We start from the raw sequence: 16,911 nt of genomic DNA, 5'->3' as shown, positions 1-16,911 counted from the left end.
CAGTAACTTAACACGATTGGTATAACAGCTCGATACGGCTAATTTTGATAGAGAGAATACACTTCTAAAATTGCATCTAGCTGGCCCTCAAATAACGCAACGAGTTGTGGATCAAAGTGTTTGCCTGCTTGCTGTTGCATATGCGAGAGCGCTTCTTCAATGCTCCAAGCTTGCTTATAAGGGCGTTTAGATGTGAGCGCATCAAATACATCCGCAATCGCGACAATTCGTCCTTCAAGCGAAATTTGTTCGCCTTTCAGCGCGTTGGGGTAACCGGAACCATCCCATTTTTCATGATGTTCCATGGCCAGTACATGTGCCAGTTGTAATAATGGCGATGGTGAATTGGCTAATATTTTTGCGCCTATTTGCGCATGCTCTTTCATATGCTCAAACTCATCGGGGGTTAATTTCCCCGGTTTGAGTAATATCGCATCAGGTATGCCAATCTTACCTATGTCGTGCATCGGCGCTGCTTGTCTGAGTAACTCGGCGTGCTGTTCATCCATACCATAGGCAAGCGCTAAAATTTTACTGTATTTACTCATGCGAGCAATATGTTCACCGGTATCGGTATCTTTGTATTCTGCGGCGCAGCCTAAGCGATGAACCAAGTCAACGTGGGCTTGCTTTAATTGTTCTGCTTGTACTAAGGATAAGTGAGTTTTAACCCGGGCGCGCACGATTGCTGGGCTAATAGGCTTGGTAATGTAATCTACCGCGCCAATTTCAAAGCCTTTAAATTCATCACTTTCATCGGCAAGCGCGGTGACAAAAATGATCGGAATATGCTGTGTTTGCAGGTTTTCTTTTAACCGCTGGCATACTTCAAAGCCACTCATGTTCGGCATCATAATATCGAGTAGAATGAGTTTGGGTAGCTCTTTTGCAACGAGTGCAAGCGCGGCATCCCCCGACTTTGCAAAAGACAGGCGATATTGATCCCCTAATACTTCGCGCATCACTTTCAGGTTAGCGGGCTCATCATCAACAACTAAAACACGCGCACGTTCGGTGTTAAAATCCATCAGTTGGCCTCCATCTTTGCAGTTTGGCTAAGTAGCGAAATTAAAGACTCTAAGTTAGTTTGCGCAGCGTCAAAGTCAAACTGGTCAAAAAATTCAATGATATTGTCAATATCGTCTTGGTAATTGAGCGGAGCATGCGTTTTAACGTTTGCTAATAGTTCATCATTCAATTCCGCATTTTCAGCATGTTGCAGTAACTGCTCGCACAGTGTTTTAAATTCACTTATTGAAATAGCCTGCGTTTGCTGTGAGTTATCTTCAACTGTCGCCGGCTTACAGGCTAACGTTTTTTCGCGTAGTAATACGCTTACCGCGCTCAGCTCGACCTGAAGTTGCGCTATAAGTTTAGCTTGTTGTTGCGCTGATGGTGCTTTTTCTAGCGCAGAGAATAATTTCATCATGGTGGGCAAACCTAAATTACCTGTTAGCCCTTTTAACGTATGCAGGTTACGTTGCGGATCACTCCATGCATTCAGCCCGCCACTAAAGAGCGCGTCGTAGAGTGTGTGTTGTTCATCAAGAAAGCGTTTTATTTGCGTTAACTGCTTACATTTACTGCCCCAAAGTTGACTGCCTTTTTTGAAATCAATGTGTTTTGCTGTGGGATCACTTTGTTCAATTAACGCTGCTTTTTTAAGCCCGAAGCCTAGCACTTGCGATATTTCTTGATTGAGTTGATTAATATCAACGGGCTTATTTGCAAAACCATTCATACCTGCATTTTTCGCGGTGAGCTTATCTTGTTGTAAGACACTGGCGGTAAGGGCAATGATCGGTGTTTTCTTCAATTGTCGTTGTTGTTCTATTTCGCGTATTTTTTGGGTTGCAGTAATGCCATCGCATTGTGGCATGTGTATATCCATTAAAATAACGTCAAAATCGTGCTTTTCAAACGTGGCTAGGGCTTCAAAGCCGTTACTGGCTGTGCTTATTGTGTGATTATCACGAGAGAGTAATAGTTGTAATAATTCGACATTTTGTTCAATATCATCAACCACTAAAATACGCAGTGGCGGTAGCTGTGTGTGCAGCCCATCAAAATAATTGATCAGCGTTTCATCACCAGCCGTTAGCGGCAATGAAAAATAAAAGCAGCTGCCTTTATTTTCTTCGCTGACCACGTTGATCATGCCACCCATTAGCTCAACTAATTGTTTGCTGATTGTAGTACCAAGGCCGCTGCCACCAAAGCGGCGTGTCATTGTGCCATCAGCTTGTTCAAAGGGCTGAAATATCGCTTTAAGGCGGTCTTTGGCGATGCCAATGCCAGTATCTTGCACTTCAAAAAATAACTGATTGTTTTGTGTGGTACTAACCGTGACATTCACAGCACCTTGGGCGGTAAACTTAACCGCATTACCAATTAAGTTGGTTAAAACTTGGCGTAGGCGATCAGGGTCGCCGTAATAGGTGCTTTGTACAGATTCTTTAATTGTAAGAGTTAACTCAAGATCTTTCTTTTTTGCTTCTAACCAGAATGTTGAAATAATGCTATCAAGTACTGGTTGCAAGTTAAAATGTACGGGCTCAATGGTCAGCTTACCCTTTTCCAGCTTTGCTGAATCGAGAATCTCATTTAACAGCCGTAACAGCGAACGCGCGGCACTGTTAACGGTGATTAAATGCTTTTGTTGCTCCTGATCAAGTGGGGTATCCATCAATAAGTCACTAAAACCTATGATCGAATTCATCGGAGTGCGAATTTCATGACTCATATTAGCCATAAATGATTGCTTAGCTTGGGCTGCTTCCTCAGCGGCTAGTTTGGCGAGTTTTAACTTATCTTCGTATTCACGGCGTTCACTAATATCAACAATTACACCATCAATCCAAATTGCTTCACCTTGCTTATCAAACTCAAAACTGCCTTTTTCAAGCACCCATATAAGTTTGCCATTACGGTGACGTAGCCTGTATTCAATTGAATATTGCGATTTACTCGCAATGGCTTGTTCAATTGATTGGTTGATCCGCGCGATATCGTCATTGCAAATCAAGTTACCAAATTCTATGTGTTTATTAATAAACTCTGACGGTAGGTAGCCAGTCACTTCATTAATGCTGGGGCTGACAAAAATCATACTCCAGTTTTTATTCACTTGGCAGCGAAACACTACGCCTGGCATATTGTCCATCAGCGAGCGATATTGTTGTTCTTTCTCGATCAGGTTCTTTTGAAGTTTACGCTGTTCGGTCAAATCGGTAATAAAGCCAACAAATATCGAATCTTGACCTGGCTGGGTTGCTTCACCAATTCCTAAGCGAATCGGAAATAAATGGCCATCTTTGTGTTTAGCAAGGACATCACGATTGATGCCAATAACTTTACCTAAATCGATATGACCTGCCTTCGAAAGGTATTCATCATGATCGGCTGCGATGTCATCTGCCATCAGCATTTTTACGTTTTTACCTTTCACATCATCGCTATGCCAGCCAAAAATATTCTCCGCAGCGTTATTAAAGCTTAAAATATGACCGCGATGATCAATAGTTACAATGCCATCTATGGCGGTTGATAAAATAGCTGCTAAGCGAGATTCATTGCCAGTCTTTTCTTCAAGTAACATGCGATAACGCACCATGCCATTAATAATCGCAACGATCGCGGTTAAAATAATGGTTGCAAACACCACGCTAATAGCAACAAAGGTAAGCTCTGAACTATCACTGTCATCACCAATTAATGGCGAGGTAGCAACAAAGCGCGTAGCGGCCATGCCCATGTAATGCATGCCTGCAACAGCAAAGCCTAAAATAGTGGCACTGAGCAATCGCGTTTTTGCTGCGGTTAAGGATGGAAAATGTTTACCGATGTTAAAACGCGAATATAAAGAAACGAACGCCAGTACCACAGCGACTATGATTGAAAGGCCAAACATGAGTGGGTCATAGCGTAATAAAGGACTTAATTGCATCGCGGCCATACCGCTGTAATGCATAGTGCCAATACCTGCGCCGAGTAATATGGAAGGCATCACTAAACTAACAATAGTGCTATTACTTTTAACTAACAGTGACCCCGCAGTTAAGCAGGCTAAAAAGGCCGGAATAAAAGATAACAAAGTCAGCGCTGGATCATAGCTAATATTGGTACACAGTGAGAATGCGAGCATGCCAATAAAGTGCATACTCCAAATACCACCCGCGAGTACCAAAGAAGCCGTGGAGTTGGCTAGCTTTTGATAACTTTTAAAGCGTGTTTCTTTTGCAAGATCGATCATATAAGCGGCAAAAAAAGCGGCAAAAATAGCCGTTAAAACCGACAGTGTTACTAAAAATGGGTCATATACACCATTGATAATAAGACTCGGATCTTGATCAGTAATAAAAAAAACAGACAGCATAATGGCTCAATACATTGTAATTTCAGTCGTAATTTAGATTGTCTGAAATTGTGGTTAATACAAATAATTAATTCTTAAGCGAGATGTCTATGGTCCATTTACACATTTAGCTACAAAAGTTAACAAAGCTAAATTTTTCCAATCAAGTTGCTAAGTTTTATTAGTTATAATGATAGCACTAGTTATAACTAATTTTATAGTGGCTAGTTATTCGAACTATTTATTAATTTATCTACTGAAAGGTGGAATAATTAGCGCGTCATACGCTTTACAAACACCACCACGAATAGCGCGAGGGAAAAGCTGCCACAAAATGCTTCGATGGCGGCAATAAAGCGCGAAAATCCTACCGGCGTAATATCACCATACCCTAAGGTCGTGAATGTAACCACGCTAAAATAAAAACTATTTAACAGCGCTGATAAATTATCACTGAATGATGCTGCGGTATTTAGCTGCATTAAACCCCCAGCACCCATCACCCCAAAAACAAAATAGCACAGGGCACAACAGACGATTAATGACAGACTAAAACGGATCACGTTTTCAGGTTTTTCGCCGTAGCCACATAACATATCAATAAAGCTAGATGCTAATTGTTTTTTTGAGCCTCGCGGGTATTGTGCGTGGCGCATCCGGAGTTCTTTATAAGTAAACTTACCCGCCAGCTCAAATAAGCCTTGTTGTTCAGATGCTTTACGTAAATTACGAAATATTTCTTCGGATTGTTCAAATAAGTCAAGCGCTGCGGTTTTATCTTTTTTGTGTAGTGCTGCTTTGGCTTGTTTTTCTTGTAATAATTCGCTGCCTAAGTCAATGTTATCAATGCGAGTATTGTTGAGCTTGATACCCAACAGGTTAGTGTCTTGTAGGTTACAGTAGTGCAGACTTGCATTGTGTAAAGTGGCTTTCATCAGTGAGCTGTGGGCTATTTTATTATTAAATAGATGGGCATGGGTTAACGTTGCACGATAAAAATTACTGTAGGATAAATCAAAGCCTTCTTCGTCATCTTGGTTTATTAAATTAAGCCCAGTGAGGTTGGCGCGTTGTAATTGCAGCCCCTGCAACAATCCCCCTTTTTTTGCATAGCGTTCTAGTTTTTGGGTTAGATCTAAACCTGACTTATCAAATTTTCCGTCATGCCAAAAGCAAAAGCCTGAGCCCATGTCAGTTTCTTGGCAATGATGACCATCAGGGGAAGTATAACTACAACAAGGCTTGTCAGGCATTTTTTGACGTCGCTTTATTTAATTCTACTTAGTTATAGATTAGCAGTTATTTTGCAGGGTAAGATAGCAACCTATTAATTAGTTTAATAACTGCTGGCCAGTTGCAAGAGTTAGGTTTGTTTGAATATACAATAAAGCGTAGTCGCCGCCGTAAAACCGTGGCTATCAAAGTGCAACAGCAAAGTGTGACAGTTTATGCGCCAGTCGGGGTTGCTAAACAGGAACTTGAAGGCTGGTTACTGAGTAAAACTGACTGGATAACGGCGCAAATTCATAAACAAAGTCAGCTACTTGATACACGCCAATATCCTTTAAAAGATAATTGCATTCTTGTTTTTGCTCAGCCAATGATGCTGAGGTATGGAACCAGTTCGCGCTGTGAATGGCGGCGAGTTAAAAATCAGCCGCAACCTATTGTGCAGTTAAACTTGTCTGGGCGAGTTAAACACCAGCAAGCTATGTATCAAAGCTTGCTTGAAGAGTTTTTACATGAGCAACTAGAAAGTTATATAGAAATGCGAGTGCACGAGTATTGTATAAAAATGGCGGAGGCGTTACCAAGCAGCATCCGTATTCATATTTATAAACGTCGTTGGGGTAGTTGTAATCGACAACGGGAGCTGACTTTTAATTTGTTATTAGCCAGTGCGCCACACACGATTATCGATTATGTCATAGTGCATGAACTTGCCCACTTGAAGTATTTAAATCATAGTGCGGCGTTTTGGCAGCGGGTCAGCGAATTTTACCCTGAGTATAAGCAAGCAACAAAGTGGCTAAAGCAGCACGGTGCGAGTTTGTCTTGGGTGTTTGAATGAGTTAGCGAGAGTAAAGTTAGCGAGAGTAAAGTTAGCGAGAGTAAAGTTAGCGAGAGTAAAGTTAGCGAGAGTAAAGTTAGCGAGAGTAAAGTTAGAAAGAGTAAAGTTAGAAAGAGTAAAGTTAGAAAGAGTAAAGTTAGAAAGAGTAAAGTTAGAAAGAGTAAAGTTAGAAAGAGTAAAGTTTGCAAGAAAAGTGGTGGAGGGAGCTGGATTCGAACCAGCGAAGGCTGAGCCGTCAGATTTACAGTCTGATCCCTTTGGCCGCTCGGGAACCCCTCCACACTAATTTTGTTACATTTGGCCCCACTTAACTGAGCGATAGAAAAGTGGTGGAGGGAGCTGGATTCGAACCAGCGAAGGCTGAGCCGTCAGATTTACAGTCTGATCCCTTTGGCCGCTCGGGAACCCCTCCAATGCAACGGCGCTGATAATAGCAAAGTGAGTATTTAAGTAAAGAAAAAAGCTAAAGAAATATCAAATAAAGCCGATAAATATCTATTCCCTACTTTAATCGGCTAAAGTCTATGCAAATCGATGATTTGTTAATCACAGAGAGTCAACTTAACAATCGTCTTGCTAAAAGTGTGAGTGAATCACGCCGTGGTGAGTTTGCATTGTTATTAGCAATGCTTTCCCATGATGCGCTCGATTTTAGTCAGTTTCATTTACCTAAGACCCCATTTGATGCTCATGCCGCGACACAAAATGACGCGCAATTACGTGAACAGTTAGGGGCAGGCCCCGAACAAGCATTGGCACCTGCACAATTTGATATGCTGATTGGACAATATAATGCACAACGTTTACAGCAAGGAGGTATGGCTGATATTCGCTTGCGTGCATGCCTTATACCTGAACCATTAGTGATCCGCGATGATAAAAACCATATTCCACTAATTGTGATCGATAATTGCGAACCCGTCGTGCGTAAACGCCATTTAAATAAAGAAACTCAATTAGATCACCCACAAATGGATGCCGCTGCATTTTACGATAGTCTGAATAATGCCGACCTTCATCAACCCTTGCACCTAGCACGAGCGTGATGTTAGGCTAACGTTATTATCAGCAAAACGGTTTTATTTGCTTTACTGTAAAAAAAGCATCCAAAAACTAAATGCAATTGCTATAATGGCTGCAAATGGCGTTGCCAATTTATTTGGTATTTATGCCATCATCATTAAATCAAGGTAATTAGGAACGTAATGAAGAAAACATTCACGCTGAATCATGAGAAAATCAAATACCCTCGCATGGTAGATGCTGCAAAGCATGAAGTAAAAAAGTATTTGAAAAGAGAGCGTAACAAAACATTGCCAATTGATGCTGATTACTGGGCATTTGATTGTAAATTTGGCAATACAGCTGAAGATGCGCAAGTAGTGCATGTAGCTGAAATCAGTAACTCAATTAGCGAAATTGAAAAGCAAGGCTTAGAGTCTTTCTATGTTGAAATCATTGCTCGTCCAGCACAACGTCAAGTGCAAGACTTAGATGATGAAGTTTAAAAGTAATTGATTTGATGAAAAAATGGGCTAAATAGCCCATTTTTTTGTGCCCTAAGTTATTGTTTGCAATGCTATCCAAAGTAGGCAAGTGCTGCACTGTCTCGGTGCGAGAGCAACAATCATATAATGAAAATAACTTTAATTTATTGATTTTTAACTAAAAATAAACTTGGTGCTGTAATTGCTTTGGATCCTAACAATGTCGTTAGGAGTTCCGATTATGGCCAGAATGAGTTACATCAGTAGTGTTGAGCGTTATCAAGAATATCAACCAGTGATCCATGAATTACTCGATTCAATTTTAGCAAGTCTTGCCGATGGTGTTAAAAAGCAGCAAGATAACCGGCATTTAGTAACCCAATATCCATTTTTGGAGCTGCAGTATTGTTTAGATAAAAACGGTGTGCAGCTGGGCAACAATGTCTGTTTTAAGCGCCAATATATGAAAACCTTAAATAATCGTGGTGACGCGCAAGATTTAAGTGAACGGCCTTATTTTCAAGATATTCAACAGCAATCTCAGACCCGTTTTACTGCCCCTTATATTTCGATTGCCACTAACCATTTATGTATATCGGCAATTAAAGCGCTCAATGCGTCCCATGGTGAGCAAGCTTATTTAGTGATTGATGTATGCTTGACGCAATTAATTGAGTTTATTATGGGGGACCGCACCCGTGCGGCGATGACGCCATTTTTCAAAGCCGGCTATGGCATTATTGTTAGCTGCTTATTCTGCTTGGTGTTATTTTTACTTTATCGGGTATTTGGCGATATTTACAGTTTGTTATTTAAAACGTCGTTAGCAGAAGATCCGCTTGAGCCTTTTAGTATTATTATTTTTATAACCTTAGCATTGGCTATTTTTGACTTGGGTAAAACCATTCTCGAAGAAGAGATTTTGATGCATAAAGACATCTTTAGGCACAGCTCTACACGGCGCACGATCACGCGGTTTATTTCTACTATTTTGATTGCGGTATCTATCGAAGCTTTACTGACTATGTTTAAAGCAGCGCTTGGCCAATCGCAGTATTTATTACCCGCTATTTATATGATGTTGGCAGTAGTCGGATTGCTCATTGCGTTGGCGATTTATGTGTATTTAGGCGCCAAAGCGGAGACTTTGTTATTGAGCACGCAGCGGTATAAGAAAACGGGTAAGTAGTAACCTGAACTTTGGATAGTAAAGCTCTTAACCAGAGTTCAGGTTAAGTAATAAAATAATGGCTTGAAGATTCAAGCCATTATTATTTTGATGAGGTGTTTATGGGCGTTCTTGTTGGCGCTTTTTCTTAAAGTCTGAATCAGCTTGCCAAGCAGGCCAATCACCGTTATTTGCCAGTTTTGTGGCTATATCAACAATTAGCTCGATATCTTGTTTAACCCCGCCTAATGACCATTGCGGTGAGTAGTCATCAGTTTCTTTATGGTATTTGTGTGCAATATAATCGGGATCCGTATCACCTAAACTCATAAATAATAAGCTTGGTACGCCTTGTTTTGCTAAGGAAAAGTGATCTGAGCGGAAAAATAGGCCATTTTGCGGACGTGGGTCCATTTTAACATGGCGCCCTTGTGCTTTGGCGGCATCAGCAAGGTAGTTTTCCATTTCTGACATCCCTTTACCGTACTGCAGAATGTAATCAACGCCATCTAGTACGTTCATACCATCGATGTTTAGTAGTGCAACCATTTGCTTGGTTGGCACTATGTCACCAGTGGCAAATTGCTGTGACCCTATTAAGCCGGTTTCTTCTGCGGTGAAGTTGGCAAAAATGATTGAGCGTTTAAATGGGGTTTGCTGATGTATTTTGCTAAGAATTCGCGCAATTTCAACCGTTGCAGCACTGCCTGAGGCGTTATCAACTGCGCCGTTATATATTTTTACAGCTTCATTCGTTTGCTTTGTGCCAAAATGATCCCAATGCGCGCCAATAACAATATACTCGTCTGGCTGCTCGCTGCCAGTTAGCTGCGCCACCACATTATGTGATTGGGCTTGTGAAATCTCACTGTTAAGTGTCAAATTTGCTTTAGCGTTTAGGGGCGTTGCTTTGAAGTCTGGGCTCAGGGCTTTGGCCTTTTCTGTTTGATAATCAAGCCCTGCTTGGGCAAAAATGTCATTAGCAGCTTGCTCGTCTATCCAGCCCATCACCGGAATGTCAGAGATATTTTTTTCATCATCAATAAGGGTATATTTACTGCCGGTATTGGAGCTTTCAACCACGCTCCAAGGATAAGCTGCAGGGGCAGTTTCATGGACTATGAATACCGCTTTTGCACCTTGACGCGCGCCTTCTTCATATTTATAAGTCCAGCGGCCATAATAGGTCATCGCATTACCGGTAAATAGGTTTTGGTCTTGGGTTGCAAAACCAGGATCATTGACTAACACCACGATGGTTTTACCTGTTACATCGATATCTGCAAAGTCATTCCAATTGTATTCAGGGGCATTTATACCATAACCGACGAATACCACCTCTGAGTCGCTGACATTAATTGTTTCATTAATTTGTTGGGTGCGGGCGGTAAAATCACTTCCTGCAGTAAAGCTTAAATCGCCAACTTTTAATGTCATGTTTTGATCTGGAGTCAGCTTTGCCATGGTAACTGGCTGTAAAAATTCACCTTTGTAGGCCCCAGTTAACCCTAGCTGCTGATATTTATCGGCAAGGTAATTAATGGTTAAAGTTTCACCTTCAGTTAAAGGCCCGCGGCCTAAAAATTCATCAGATGCTAACGTTTCAATCAGTTGATGGACGTTTTTAAGATCGACCGCTGGTTGACTCTCGATTAGTTGGCTTTTATTTTTTGGCGCCGGCTCTGAGCAGCCAAACAAGGCGAGTAATGCTGTTGCAGTTAATACCTTGGAAAGTGTTGTTGTCATTTGCTATCTTTTAGTTATTTACTATCAGATTGATACCCTACCACTTATTAAAAACCAAGAGTAGGACTGAATAGCAGATACAAAAAAACCAGCTTAAAAGCTGGTTTTTACAAGCGTAATAGTTATTAAACTATCAGTATTAAGCGTCGGCTAATTTCACGCGTATCTTACTTTTATCAACACTGGTTTGATTTAATGCGGTGATTGCTATTTTTGCTTCAGCATCATCTGGCATTTCAACAAACGCGAAGCCTTTTGATTGGCCCGTTTCTTTGTCTAATACTAAATTACAATTAGTAACTTTACCGTGAACGCTAAATAATGTGCGAATATCATGTTCGCTGGTGGTACGGGCTAAATTTCTGACTAATAGTTTCATAATGAACTCTATTTAAAAAAATGACTGTGGTGATTGTCTCAAGGAATCTTGGTATGACCTAATGATTAATTACAAACCAGTGAAATAAAGCGTAACAAAGATGGATATGAGCACCGCACTTATTTTTTAAGTGCGGCCAGTAATCAATTAAGCGCAGGTGTAAAAAGCTGCTGTGGGCAGATAAATAGCTGTTATCTTTTAAATGATGACAAAATTAAAATTTTTAATACGTTATGGATAAGCACATGCAAATAGACACAGATAAAATAGACGAAGCAGCATTAGCACTGATGTATTTAACCTTGCACGACCATTGCCGTGCTTGGAAACAAATTGATTGGGACATTACCAATCGATTACACGACAAAGGCTTAATCGACAACCCCATCGGCAAAGCTAAGTCAGTTGGACTCACTGAAGAGGGTTTAAAGCAAGCAGAGCTATTATTTGAGAAGTTGTTTACGAAATAGTTGCTGTTAATCTGGGTAACACACTTTAGAGTCTAATATATACAGGCTGTCGCGATGTAAAATCGCTTATATGGACTCCTCCAATTGCATAAGCCTTTTTGCATATTAGCATGAACTTAGCTGCCTTATTTTTAAACTATATGCCGCTCTAGCAATGGTATGAATCTCTTATTCGAATTATATTTAACTTCATAATCTGAATTGTATTTTAAAGTTTTGTGGATAAATTGTTTTTTTTTGTTACCTTTTTCATTGTTAATTTTTAAATGGAATTTAAATATGAAGAAAATTAAATATGTATTTTTGTCCTTATTTACTATCGTTTTTTCTATAACTGTGTTTGGTCAATCAGATGTTGTTATTTGTAACGATTGTCCCCAAAGTAAGCAAGAAAGAGTCGCAAAATTGAGTGCAACTTATAACACTAGATCTATTGTTGTTGTCGATATAAAAAATGAAACAGCACAAAAATTTGATACGTTTTACTCTGAAGATCGTTTTGGTGAACCGTTGATAAATGTATATAAGGCATCTTTGAATAGTAATGAACTTTATGATTTGGATTTGCTTTATCAGTATCGTAAAGAGTTAGTGCGTGTTGTAACTCTTGCTGCGAATAAAAGTATGTTGTTATCTGATTCAGTTGTTAGTAAAAATAATTTAAGCGCTACTTCTTCAAGCAATTCAACTGATAACTATGCAGTTGGAAAAGTTATTGAGGTCAAGGGGAGCCCCTATGATTTTATGACTAATAGTTCCATTAGAAATGATATTTATGATTTTTATTTTCGTGGTTCAACGAATGGTTTAACACAAATTCTATCGCAGACTATGAAAACTATTAAGTTTCCCAATATGAATAAACTAGATGTTTATATTCAAATAGACTTCTACAGTGATGATTTAGGTGAAGTTCCTAATGGATTTATCAGTGTAACTTTAAAATTAGTAACGAAGTCTTTTGATATATTAGGTGGACGAGACGGGTTTAATAACTCAATTCCCCTTACTCGTGCTGACGTAAATGGTCGACAATTTAATTTCTCTGGTGCTGCTGAGGGTCCTCAAGAGAAAACTAAGTTTGAATCATATATCATTCCTTTTGGCGGTGGCGGTGGCGGCGGTTGCTCTGTGATTAAAACGGAAGTTATAGGTGATAGAGTCGTGTATACCTACCAATGCTAATTGGCTTGACAGAGTAACTTTTAAGTTACTCTGTCATTTGATTGATCGGGTTGTTTAAACTACTCGTTTATTATAAAATCGGATTACCCCCCCCATCAACACCACGACAATCCACACGGGCAAATTACCATATTGGCTATAAATGCTATCGCCTTGAATGAGCTTGACGTTTACTTTCAAGGTGTCAGCTTCAAACTGAGGCATGCTGACTTGGATTTGGCTGATTGGGTCGTATACGCCGCTGATACCGTTATTAGTCACCCGAATAAGCGGGCGTTGTAACTCAAGGGCGCGCATACGGGCTATTTGCATGTGCTGGTGAGGGCCGTGGGAAGCACCAAACCAGGCATCATTACTTACAGTAAATAAAATATCCGAATCATTGTGGTAATTACCACGCACTAAATCAGCAAACGCGATTTCGTAGCAAATGGCCGGTAAGATATTTAAGCCATTAGCACGTAAGTTATTTTGCACTTGGTCGCCGCGAGAAAACGATGACATAGGTAAATCAAATAAGGGAGCGATAGGGCGCAATAAGTCTTCAAACGGCACAAACTCACCAATCGGCAGTAATTGGTGTTTTTGATAACGGTTTTTGCCTAGGTATTGATAATGGCCATGTTCGTCACCGCGTTCTTTATTACCAACCACAATTAAGGTGTTGAAAATAGTTTTAGTGTCGCGCTGGTAGTCAACAATACCGGTAATAAGGGCGGTGTTGTTAAATGAGGCTGCGCTGTCTAAGCCTGCTAAAAAACTGTCTGCAAGTGCTTCAATTTCAGGCACTGCGGCTTCTGGCCAAACGATTAGATCTGCATCCCAGTGCGGGCGAGTCATATCTTGATATTTACTCATGGTGGTCCAAAACTCACTAGGTTCAAAGCGCAGATGCTGTTTGATATTACCTTGTACTAGTAAAGTGCTAATGGTTTTATCACTGTAGCTGTTACTGCGCGTATAGTGAGTAATAGCAAAGAGTAAAGCGAGACTAAGCACACTGGCTACTGTGGCTTTAAAGTCTCGAGTAAACAGCAGGCGATAGAGCGCAAAACCAATAGCGATACATACTAAGGTTAAGCCAAACTCACCAATCACTGGGGCGAGTTGATTAAGTGGGCTATCGGTTTGAGTATAACCAAAGCTTAACCATGGGAAGCCGGTCATGATCACACCGCGTAGGTACTCGGTGACTGCAAAGCCACAAAGTAATAATAAGCCATAGCTATTAGGGCCGCTGGCAAAGCGTGTGGCAAACATAAAGGCTAAAGCGGGATAGATTGCTAAATAAGCACACAACAACACCATTAGCAGTACTGAGGCGATTAATGGCATGCCACCGAAGGTGGCAATGGAGACATGCACCCAACTGATGCCTGCGCCAAACCAACCAAGGCCAAAAATAAAGCCATATTTAGCGGCGCGCTGACTGGCTGTTTTACCGTACTGTAGCTCAGGTTTGCCAGCCTGAGTGGTGTAGATGGCCAGTGCTAAGCAGGCAAAAGTGAGGGGCCAAATCTCAAAAGGAGCATAGCTTAAAGTTAAAAGAAGGCCCGCAACCAGTGCGAGCCATGCTTTTTTATCTTTTGCTAAATGCAGGCAGTTAGTCAGAAGTGTCTTCACTGTCGTTATCATCAGCCTTTGGCACGGTAACTTGTAATTGCAATAATCGACGATTATCGGCATTAGTTACTTTAAATTGAAAGCCATCAATCTCAATAAGCTCACCACGACTTGGCATATGCCCAAAGGCATGTAACACAGTGCCGCCGATGGTGTCAGCGTCTTGTGTGCTGTAGCCCGTTTTAAAATATTCGTTAAAATCATCAACAGGAGTAAGGGCTTGAACAACAAACACATGCTTTGCAAGTTGACGAATATCTAGTTGCTCTTCTTCGTCGTGTTCATCTTCAATTTCACCGACGATGAGCTCAAGAATATCTTCTATGGTTACTAAACCTGAGACACCGCCGTATTCGTCAATTACTAACGCCATATGGTAACGCTGTTGGCGAAACTCATTCAGTAGCGTATCCACACGCTTACTTTCTGGCACAACAACCGCTGGGCGCAAGTAATCACGTAATGATGGCAGAAGATCATCTTTGTTTAGAATAAGTGGTAATAGATCTTTTGCTAGTAAAATGCCTTCTATGTGGTCTTTATCTTCACATACCACAGGAAACCGTGAATGCGTTGAATCGACCATCATTGGAATGACTTCTTCCAGCGGTGCGTCAACTTCGAGTGTGATCATTTGTGAGCGCGGGATCATAATGTCTCGCACTTTTAACTCTGACACACCGAGCACACCTTCGATCATCTCTTTGGTTTCAGGATCTATAACATCCCGAACTTGCGCATCGGCAATTACTTCAGCCAGCTCTTCTCTATTCTGGGGTTCCCCTTGCAACATTTGGGTAATTCTACCCAACCAGGTCTTGCCAGAAGAACCCTGGCTAGTCTGCGAGTTATCGTCGCTCATTGCGTCTATTTGCTCCGTAAATTTAAATATCGTCCCGATATGGGTCTGCTATGCCTAATTCGGCAAGCAATTGCTTTTCAATGCTTTCCATCTCTTTAGCATCTTCATCCTTTATATGGTCAAATCCAAGTAAATGCAAGCATCCATGGATCACCATATGGGCAAAGTGGTCATGAAATGACTTTTCTTGCTCTATTGACTCAGCTAATACAATGGCTGGACATATCACTAAATCGCCCACCAAAGGCAGTTCTATCCCTGCTGGCGCTTCAAATTCAAACGACAACACGTTAGTTGGTTTATTTTTACCACGGTAGTCATTATTGAGTTGTTGGCTTTGCTCTTCATCTGCAATCACGATACTCAACTCTGACTCATCACGGTATTGACTCAGCGCTTTGTTAGCCCATAGTGCAAATTGCTCTAGGCTAGGTAAGTTGTCAAACTCACAGGCTATTTGTAAATCTAATTCAGTGTTCACGGTATTACTCTTTAGTCGCAGGTTGTGGCTGCTCTTGATTAGCGAGCAAATCTTTAGCGCGCTGCTTTTCGGCGCGTTTTTGTCGCTCGGCTTCGTCGTTACGTTCGTATGCTTCAACAATACGGGCTACCACAGGGTGGCGTACCACGTCTTGAGATTGGAAAAAGTTAAAGCTTATTTCGTCTACATCGCTAAGCACTTCAATGGCGTGACGAAGCCCTGAGCGTGCACCACGGGGTAAATCAACCTGTGTGATATCCCCGGTGATCACGGCTTTTGAATTAAAGCCAATCCGGGTTAAGAACATTTTCATTTGCTCAACCGTGGTATTTTGGCTTTCATCTAAAATAATAAAGGCGTCGTTAAGTGTGCGACCACGCATAAACGCAAGTGGCGCAACTTCAATGACATTTTGTTCCATCAGCTTTTCGACTTTTTCAAAGCCGAGCATTTCAAATAAGGCATCGTACAATGGGCGCAGGTATGGGTCGATTTTTTGACTTAAATCACCCGGTAAAAAACCGAGTTTTTCACCGGCTTCAACAGCGGGGCGGGTCAATAGAATACGGCGAATTTCTTGGCGTTCCAATGCATCAACAGCAGCGGCAACAGCAAGGTAGGTTTTACCGGTGCCAGCAGGGCCAATCCCAAAGGTGATATCGTGACGAAAGATATTCGACACATAATGACCTTGGTTATCGTTACGCGGTTTAATTACACCACGACGAGTTTTGATCATCACTTCTTTGCCATACTCGTTCAGCTCATCTTGCTCTAATGCATTTGATTCGCTAATGGCCAGATGCACGGTATTCGCATCAATTTCTGTGATGACACCACGCACCGGCTGAGTTTCGACATATAAGTCTTTAAGAATTTCCATCGCGGCAAAGGCGCTGGTGGTTTTTCCGGTGATTTTAAAGTAGTTATCGCGATGAATTATTTCAACACCTAAGCGGCGTTCAATATGTTTGATATTTTCGTCAAACGGGCCACATAAAGATGAAAGGCGTTTGTTGTCGGAGGGTTCTAAATAAATCTCTAATTTTTTTAATTGATTACTCAAAATTGCTTCCTGTTTTGAT

15 protein-coding genes, 2 tRNA genes and 1 pseudogene are annotated in these 16,911 nt (G+C 41.1%); 6 read left to right on the top strand and 12 right to left on the bottom strand.

Features of this window, described 5'->3' with window-relative positions; translation table 11 throughout:
* Nucleotides 1-38: 38 nt before the first annotated feature.
* The 3 genes from ACMVDV_RS07680 to ACMVDV_RS07670 form a co-directional block, all read right to left on the bottom strand.
* Nucleotides 39-1,028 carry a response regulator gene (locus ACMVDV_RS07680; RefSeq protein ID WP_416157721.1) on the bottom strand — a complete coding sequence of 330 codons (990 nt, stop codon included), beginning with the start codon at nucleotides 1,026-1,028 and terminating at the stop codon, nucleotides 39-41.
* On the bottom strand, nucleotides 1,028-4,375 hold the full coding sequence (locus ACMVDV_RS07675; protein ID WP_416157720.1) for a PAS domain S-box protein: 3,348 nt from the start codon (nucleotides 4,373-4,375) through the stop codon (nucleotides 1,028-1,030). Before ACMVDV_RS07675 ends, ACMVDV_RS07680 begins: the two co-directional genes overlap by 1 nt.
* Nucleotides 4,376-4,626: 251 nt before the next feature.
* Nucleotides 4,627-5,607, bottom strand: coding sequence for an ion channel (locus ACMVDV_RS07670; protein ID WP_416157719.1), 981 nt, complete (start codon nucleotides 5,605-5,607; stop codon nucleotides 4,627-4,629).
* Between the two features lie 116 nt (nucleotides 5,608-5,723).
* Between ACMVDV_RS07670 and ACMVDV_RS07665 the strand changes: the two genes are divergently transcribed.
* Nucleotides 5,724-6,425, top strand: a complete 702-nt coding sequence (locus ACMVDV_RS07665; protein WP_304185881.1) for a M48 family metallopeptidase — start codon at nucleotides 5,724-5,726, stop codon at nucleotides 6,423-6,425.
* Here the strand turns inward: ACMVDV_RS07665 and ACMVDV_RS07660 are convergent.
* The 3 genes and pseudogenes from ACMVDV_RS07660 to ACMVDV_RS07650 form a co-directional block, all read right to left on the bottom strand.
* Nucleotides 6,384-6,524 (bottom strand): annotated as a pseudogene (locus tag ACMVDV_RS07660) (hypothetical protein); the annotation flags it as partial. The gene ACMVDV_RS07665 and the pseudogene ACMVDV_RS07660 overlap by 42 nt on opposite strands.
* 95 nt (nucleotides 6,525-6,619) lie before the next feature.
* A tRNA-Tyr gene (locus ACMVDV_RS07655) sits at nucleotides 6,620-6,704 on the bottom strand.
* 48 nt (nucleotides 6,705-6,752) lie between these two features.
* Nucleotides 6,753-6,837: transfer RNA gene (locus ACMVDV_RS07650), tRNA-Tyr, on the bottom strand.
* 112 nt (nucleotides 6,838-6,949) lie between these two features.
* Between ACMVDV_RS07650 and ACMVDV_RS07645 the strand changes: the two genes are divergently transcribed.
* The 3 genes from ACMVDV_RS07645 (at nucleotide 6,950) to ACMVDV_RS07635 (ending at nucleotide 9,101) form a co-directional block, all read left to right on the top strand.
* Nucleotides 6,950-7,471 (top strand): VC2046/SO_2500 family protein, encoded by a 522-nt coding sequence (locus tag ACMVDV_RS07645; protein WP_416157718.1) that lies wholly within the window; start codon nucleotides 6,950-6,952, stop codon nucleotides 7,469-7,471.
* A gap of 159 nt (nucleotides 7,472-7,630) precedes the next feature.
* Nucleotides 7,631-7,933 (top strand): DUF6172 family protein, encoded by a 303-nt coding sequence (locus ACMVDV_RS07640; RefSeq protein WP_304185884.1) that lies wholly within the window; start codon nucleotides 7,631-7,633, stop codon nucleotides 7,931-7,933.
* A 220-nt stretch (nucleotides 7,934-8,153) separates the two neighbouring features.
* Nucleotides 8,154-9,101 (top strand): general glycosylation pathway protein, encoded by a 948-nt coding sequence (locus ACMVDV_RS07635; protein ID WP_304185885.1) that lies wholly within the window; start codon nucleotides 8,154-8,156, stop codon nucleotides 9,099-9,101.
* A 99-nt stretch (nucleotides 9,102-9,200) separates the two neighbouring features.
* Here ACMVDV_RS07635 and ACMVDV_RS07630 read toward each other — a convergent pair whose 3' ends face one another.
* Both ACMVDV_RS07630 and ACMVDV_RS07625 read right to left on the bottom strand, forming a co-directional pair.
* Nucleotides 9,201-10,826, bottom strand: coding sequence for a M28 family metallopeptidase (locus tag ACMVDV_RS07630; RefSeq protein ID WP_416157717.1), 1,626 nt, complete (start codon nucleotides 10,824-10,826; stop codon nucleotides 9,201-9,203).
* 139 nt (nucleotides 10,827-10,965) lie between these two features.
* Nucleotides 10,966-11,205 carry an RNA recognition motif domain-containing protein gene (locus ACMVDV_RS07625; RefSeq protein WP_304185888.1) on the bottom strand — a complete coding sequence of 80 codons (240 nt, stop codon included), beginning with the start codon at nucleotides 11,203-11,205 and terminating at the stop codon, nucleotides 10,966-10,968.
* 245 nt (nucleotides 11,206-11,450) lie between these two features.
* On the opposite strand from ACMVDV_RS07625, the gene ACMVDV_RS07620 reads away from it, so the two are divergent.
* A complete protein-coding gene (locus tag ACMVDV_RS07620; RefSeq protein WP_416157716.1) occupies nucleotides 11,451-11,675 on the top strand; it encodes a DUF6429 family protein in 225 nt (74 codons plus the stop codon).
* Between the two features lie 279 nt (nucleotides 11,676-11,954).
* Entirely contained in the window at nucleotides 11,955-12,860 is a 906-nt protein-coding gene (locus ACMVDV_RS07615) for a hypothetical protein (RefSeq protein ID WP_416157715.1), read from the top strand.
* A 54-nt stretch (nucleotides 12,861-12,914) separates the two neighbouring features.
* Here ACMVDV_RS07615 and lnt read toward each other — a convergent pair whose 3' ends face one another.
* The 4 genes from lnt to ACMVDV_RS07595 are packed head-to-tail and all read right to left on the bottom strand — an operon-like array spanning nucleotide 12,915 to nucleotide 16,892.
* Nucleotides 12,915-14,483 (bottom strand): apolipoprotein N-acyltransferase, encoded by a 1,569-nt coding sequence (lnt, locus tag ACMVDV_RS07610; RefSeq protein ID WP_416157714.1) that lies wholly within the window; start codon nucleotides 14,481-14,483, stop codon nucleotides 12,915-12,917.
* The gene (gene corC, locus ACMVDV_RS07605; protein ID WP_304185892.1) at nucleotides 14,464-15,345 is read right to left on the bottom strand and encodes a CNNM family magnesium/cobalt transport protein CorC; all 882 of its coding nucleotides are present in this window, start codon (nucleotides 15,343-15,345) and stop codon (nucleotides 14,464-14,466) included. The genes lnt and corC overlap by 20 nt, the downstream gene beginning before the upstream one ends.
* Nucleotides 15,346-15,367: 22 nt before the next feature.
* The gene (ybeY, locus tag ACMVDV_RS07600; protein ID WP_064668080.1) at nucleotides 15,368-15,826 is read right to left on the bottom strand and encodes an rRNA maturation RNase YbeY; all 459 of its coding nucleotides are present in this window, start codon (nucleotides 15,824-15,826) and stop codon (nucleotides 15,368-15,370) included.
* A 4-nt stretch (nucleotides 15,827-15,830) separates the two neighbouring features.
* Nucleotides 15,831-16,892: a PhoH family protein gene (locus ACMVDV_RS07595; RefSeq protein WP_416157713.1), complete on the bottom strand. Its 1,062-nt coding sequence runs from the start codon at nucleotides 16,890-16,892 to the stop codon at nucleotides 15,831-15,833.
* Nucleotides 16,893-16,911 lie beyond the last annotated feature (19 nt).

Source organism: Pseudoalteromonas sp. ASV78, from assembly GCF_047806705.1.
In the GTDB taxonomy this organism is placed as follows: domain Bacteria; phylum Pseudomonadota; class Gammaproteobacteria; order Enterobacterales; family Alteromonadaceae; genus Pseudoalteromonas; species Pseudoalteromonas prydzensis_A.
Note: the sequence above shows the minus strand (reverse complement) of the source record. Positions and strands in the feature narration are given on the sequence as shown.

What these genes read in the sequence shown, in the direction of transcription:
- ACMVDV_RS07645 (WP_416157718.1), top strand. Translation starts at nt 6,950, where the DNA reads ATGCAAATCGATGATTTGTTAATCACAGAGAGTCAACTTAACAATCGT.
- corC (WP_304185892.1), bottom strand. Translation starts at nt 15,345, where the DNA reads ATGAGCGACGATAACTCGCAGACTAGCCAGGGTTCTTCTGGCAAGACC.
- ACMVDV_RS07620 (WP_416157716.1), top strand. Translation starts at nt 11,451, where the DNA reads ATGCAAATAGACACAGATAAAATAGACGAAGCAGCATTAGCACTGATG.
- ACMVDV_RS07670 (WP_416157719.1), bottom strand. Translation starts at nt 5,607, where the DNA reads ATGCCTGACAAGCCTTGTTGTAGTTATACTTCCCCTGATGGTCATCAT.
- ACMVDV_RS07675 (WP_416157720.1), bottom strand. Translation starts at nt 4,375, where the DNA reads ATGCTGTCTGTTTTTTTTATTACTGATCAAGATCCGAGTCTTATTATC.
- ACMVDV_RS07630 (WP_416157717.1), bottom strand. Translation starts at nt 10,826, where the DNA reads ATGACAACAACACTTTCCAAGGTATTAACTGCAACAGCATTACTCGCC.
- ACMVDV_RS07625 (WP_304185888.1), bottom strand. Translation starts at nt 11,205, where the DNA reads ATGAAACTATTAGTCAGAAATTTAGCCCGTACCACCAGCGAACATGAT.
- ACMVDV_RS07680 (WP_416157721.1), bottom strand. Translation starts at nt 1,028, where the DNA reads ATGGATTTTAACACCGAACGTGCGCGTGTTTTAGTTGTTGATGATGAG.
- ACMVDV_RS07615 (WP_416157715.1), top strand. Translation starts at nt 11,955, where the DNA reads ATGAAGAAAATTAAATATGTATTTTTGTCCTTATTTACTATCGTTTTT.
- ACMVDV_RS07640 (WP_304185884.1), top strand. Translation starts at nt 7,631, where the DNA reads ATGAAGAAAACATTCACGCTGAATCATGAGAAAATCAAATACCCTCGC.
- ACMVDV_RS07635 (WP_304185885.1), top strand. Translation starts at nt 8,154, where the DNA reads ATGGCCAGAATGAGTTACATCAGTAGTGTTGAGCGTTATCAAGAATAT.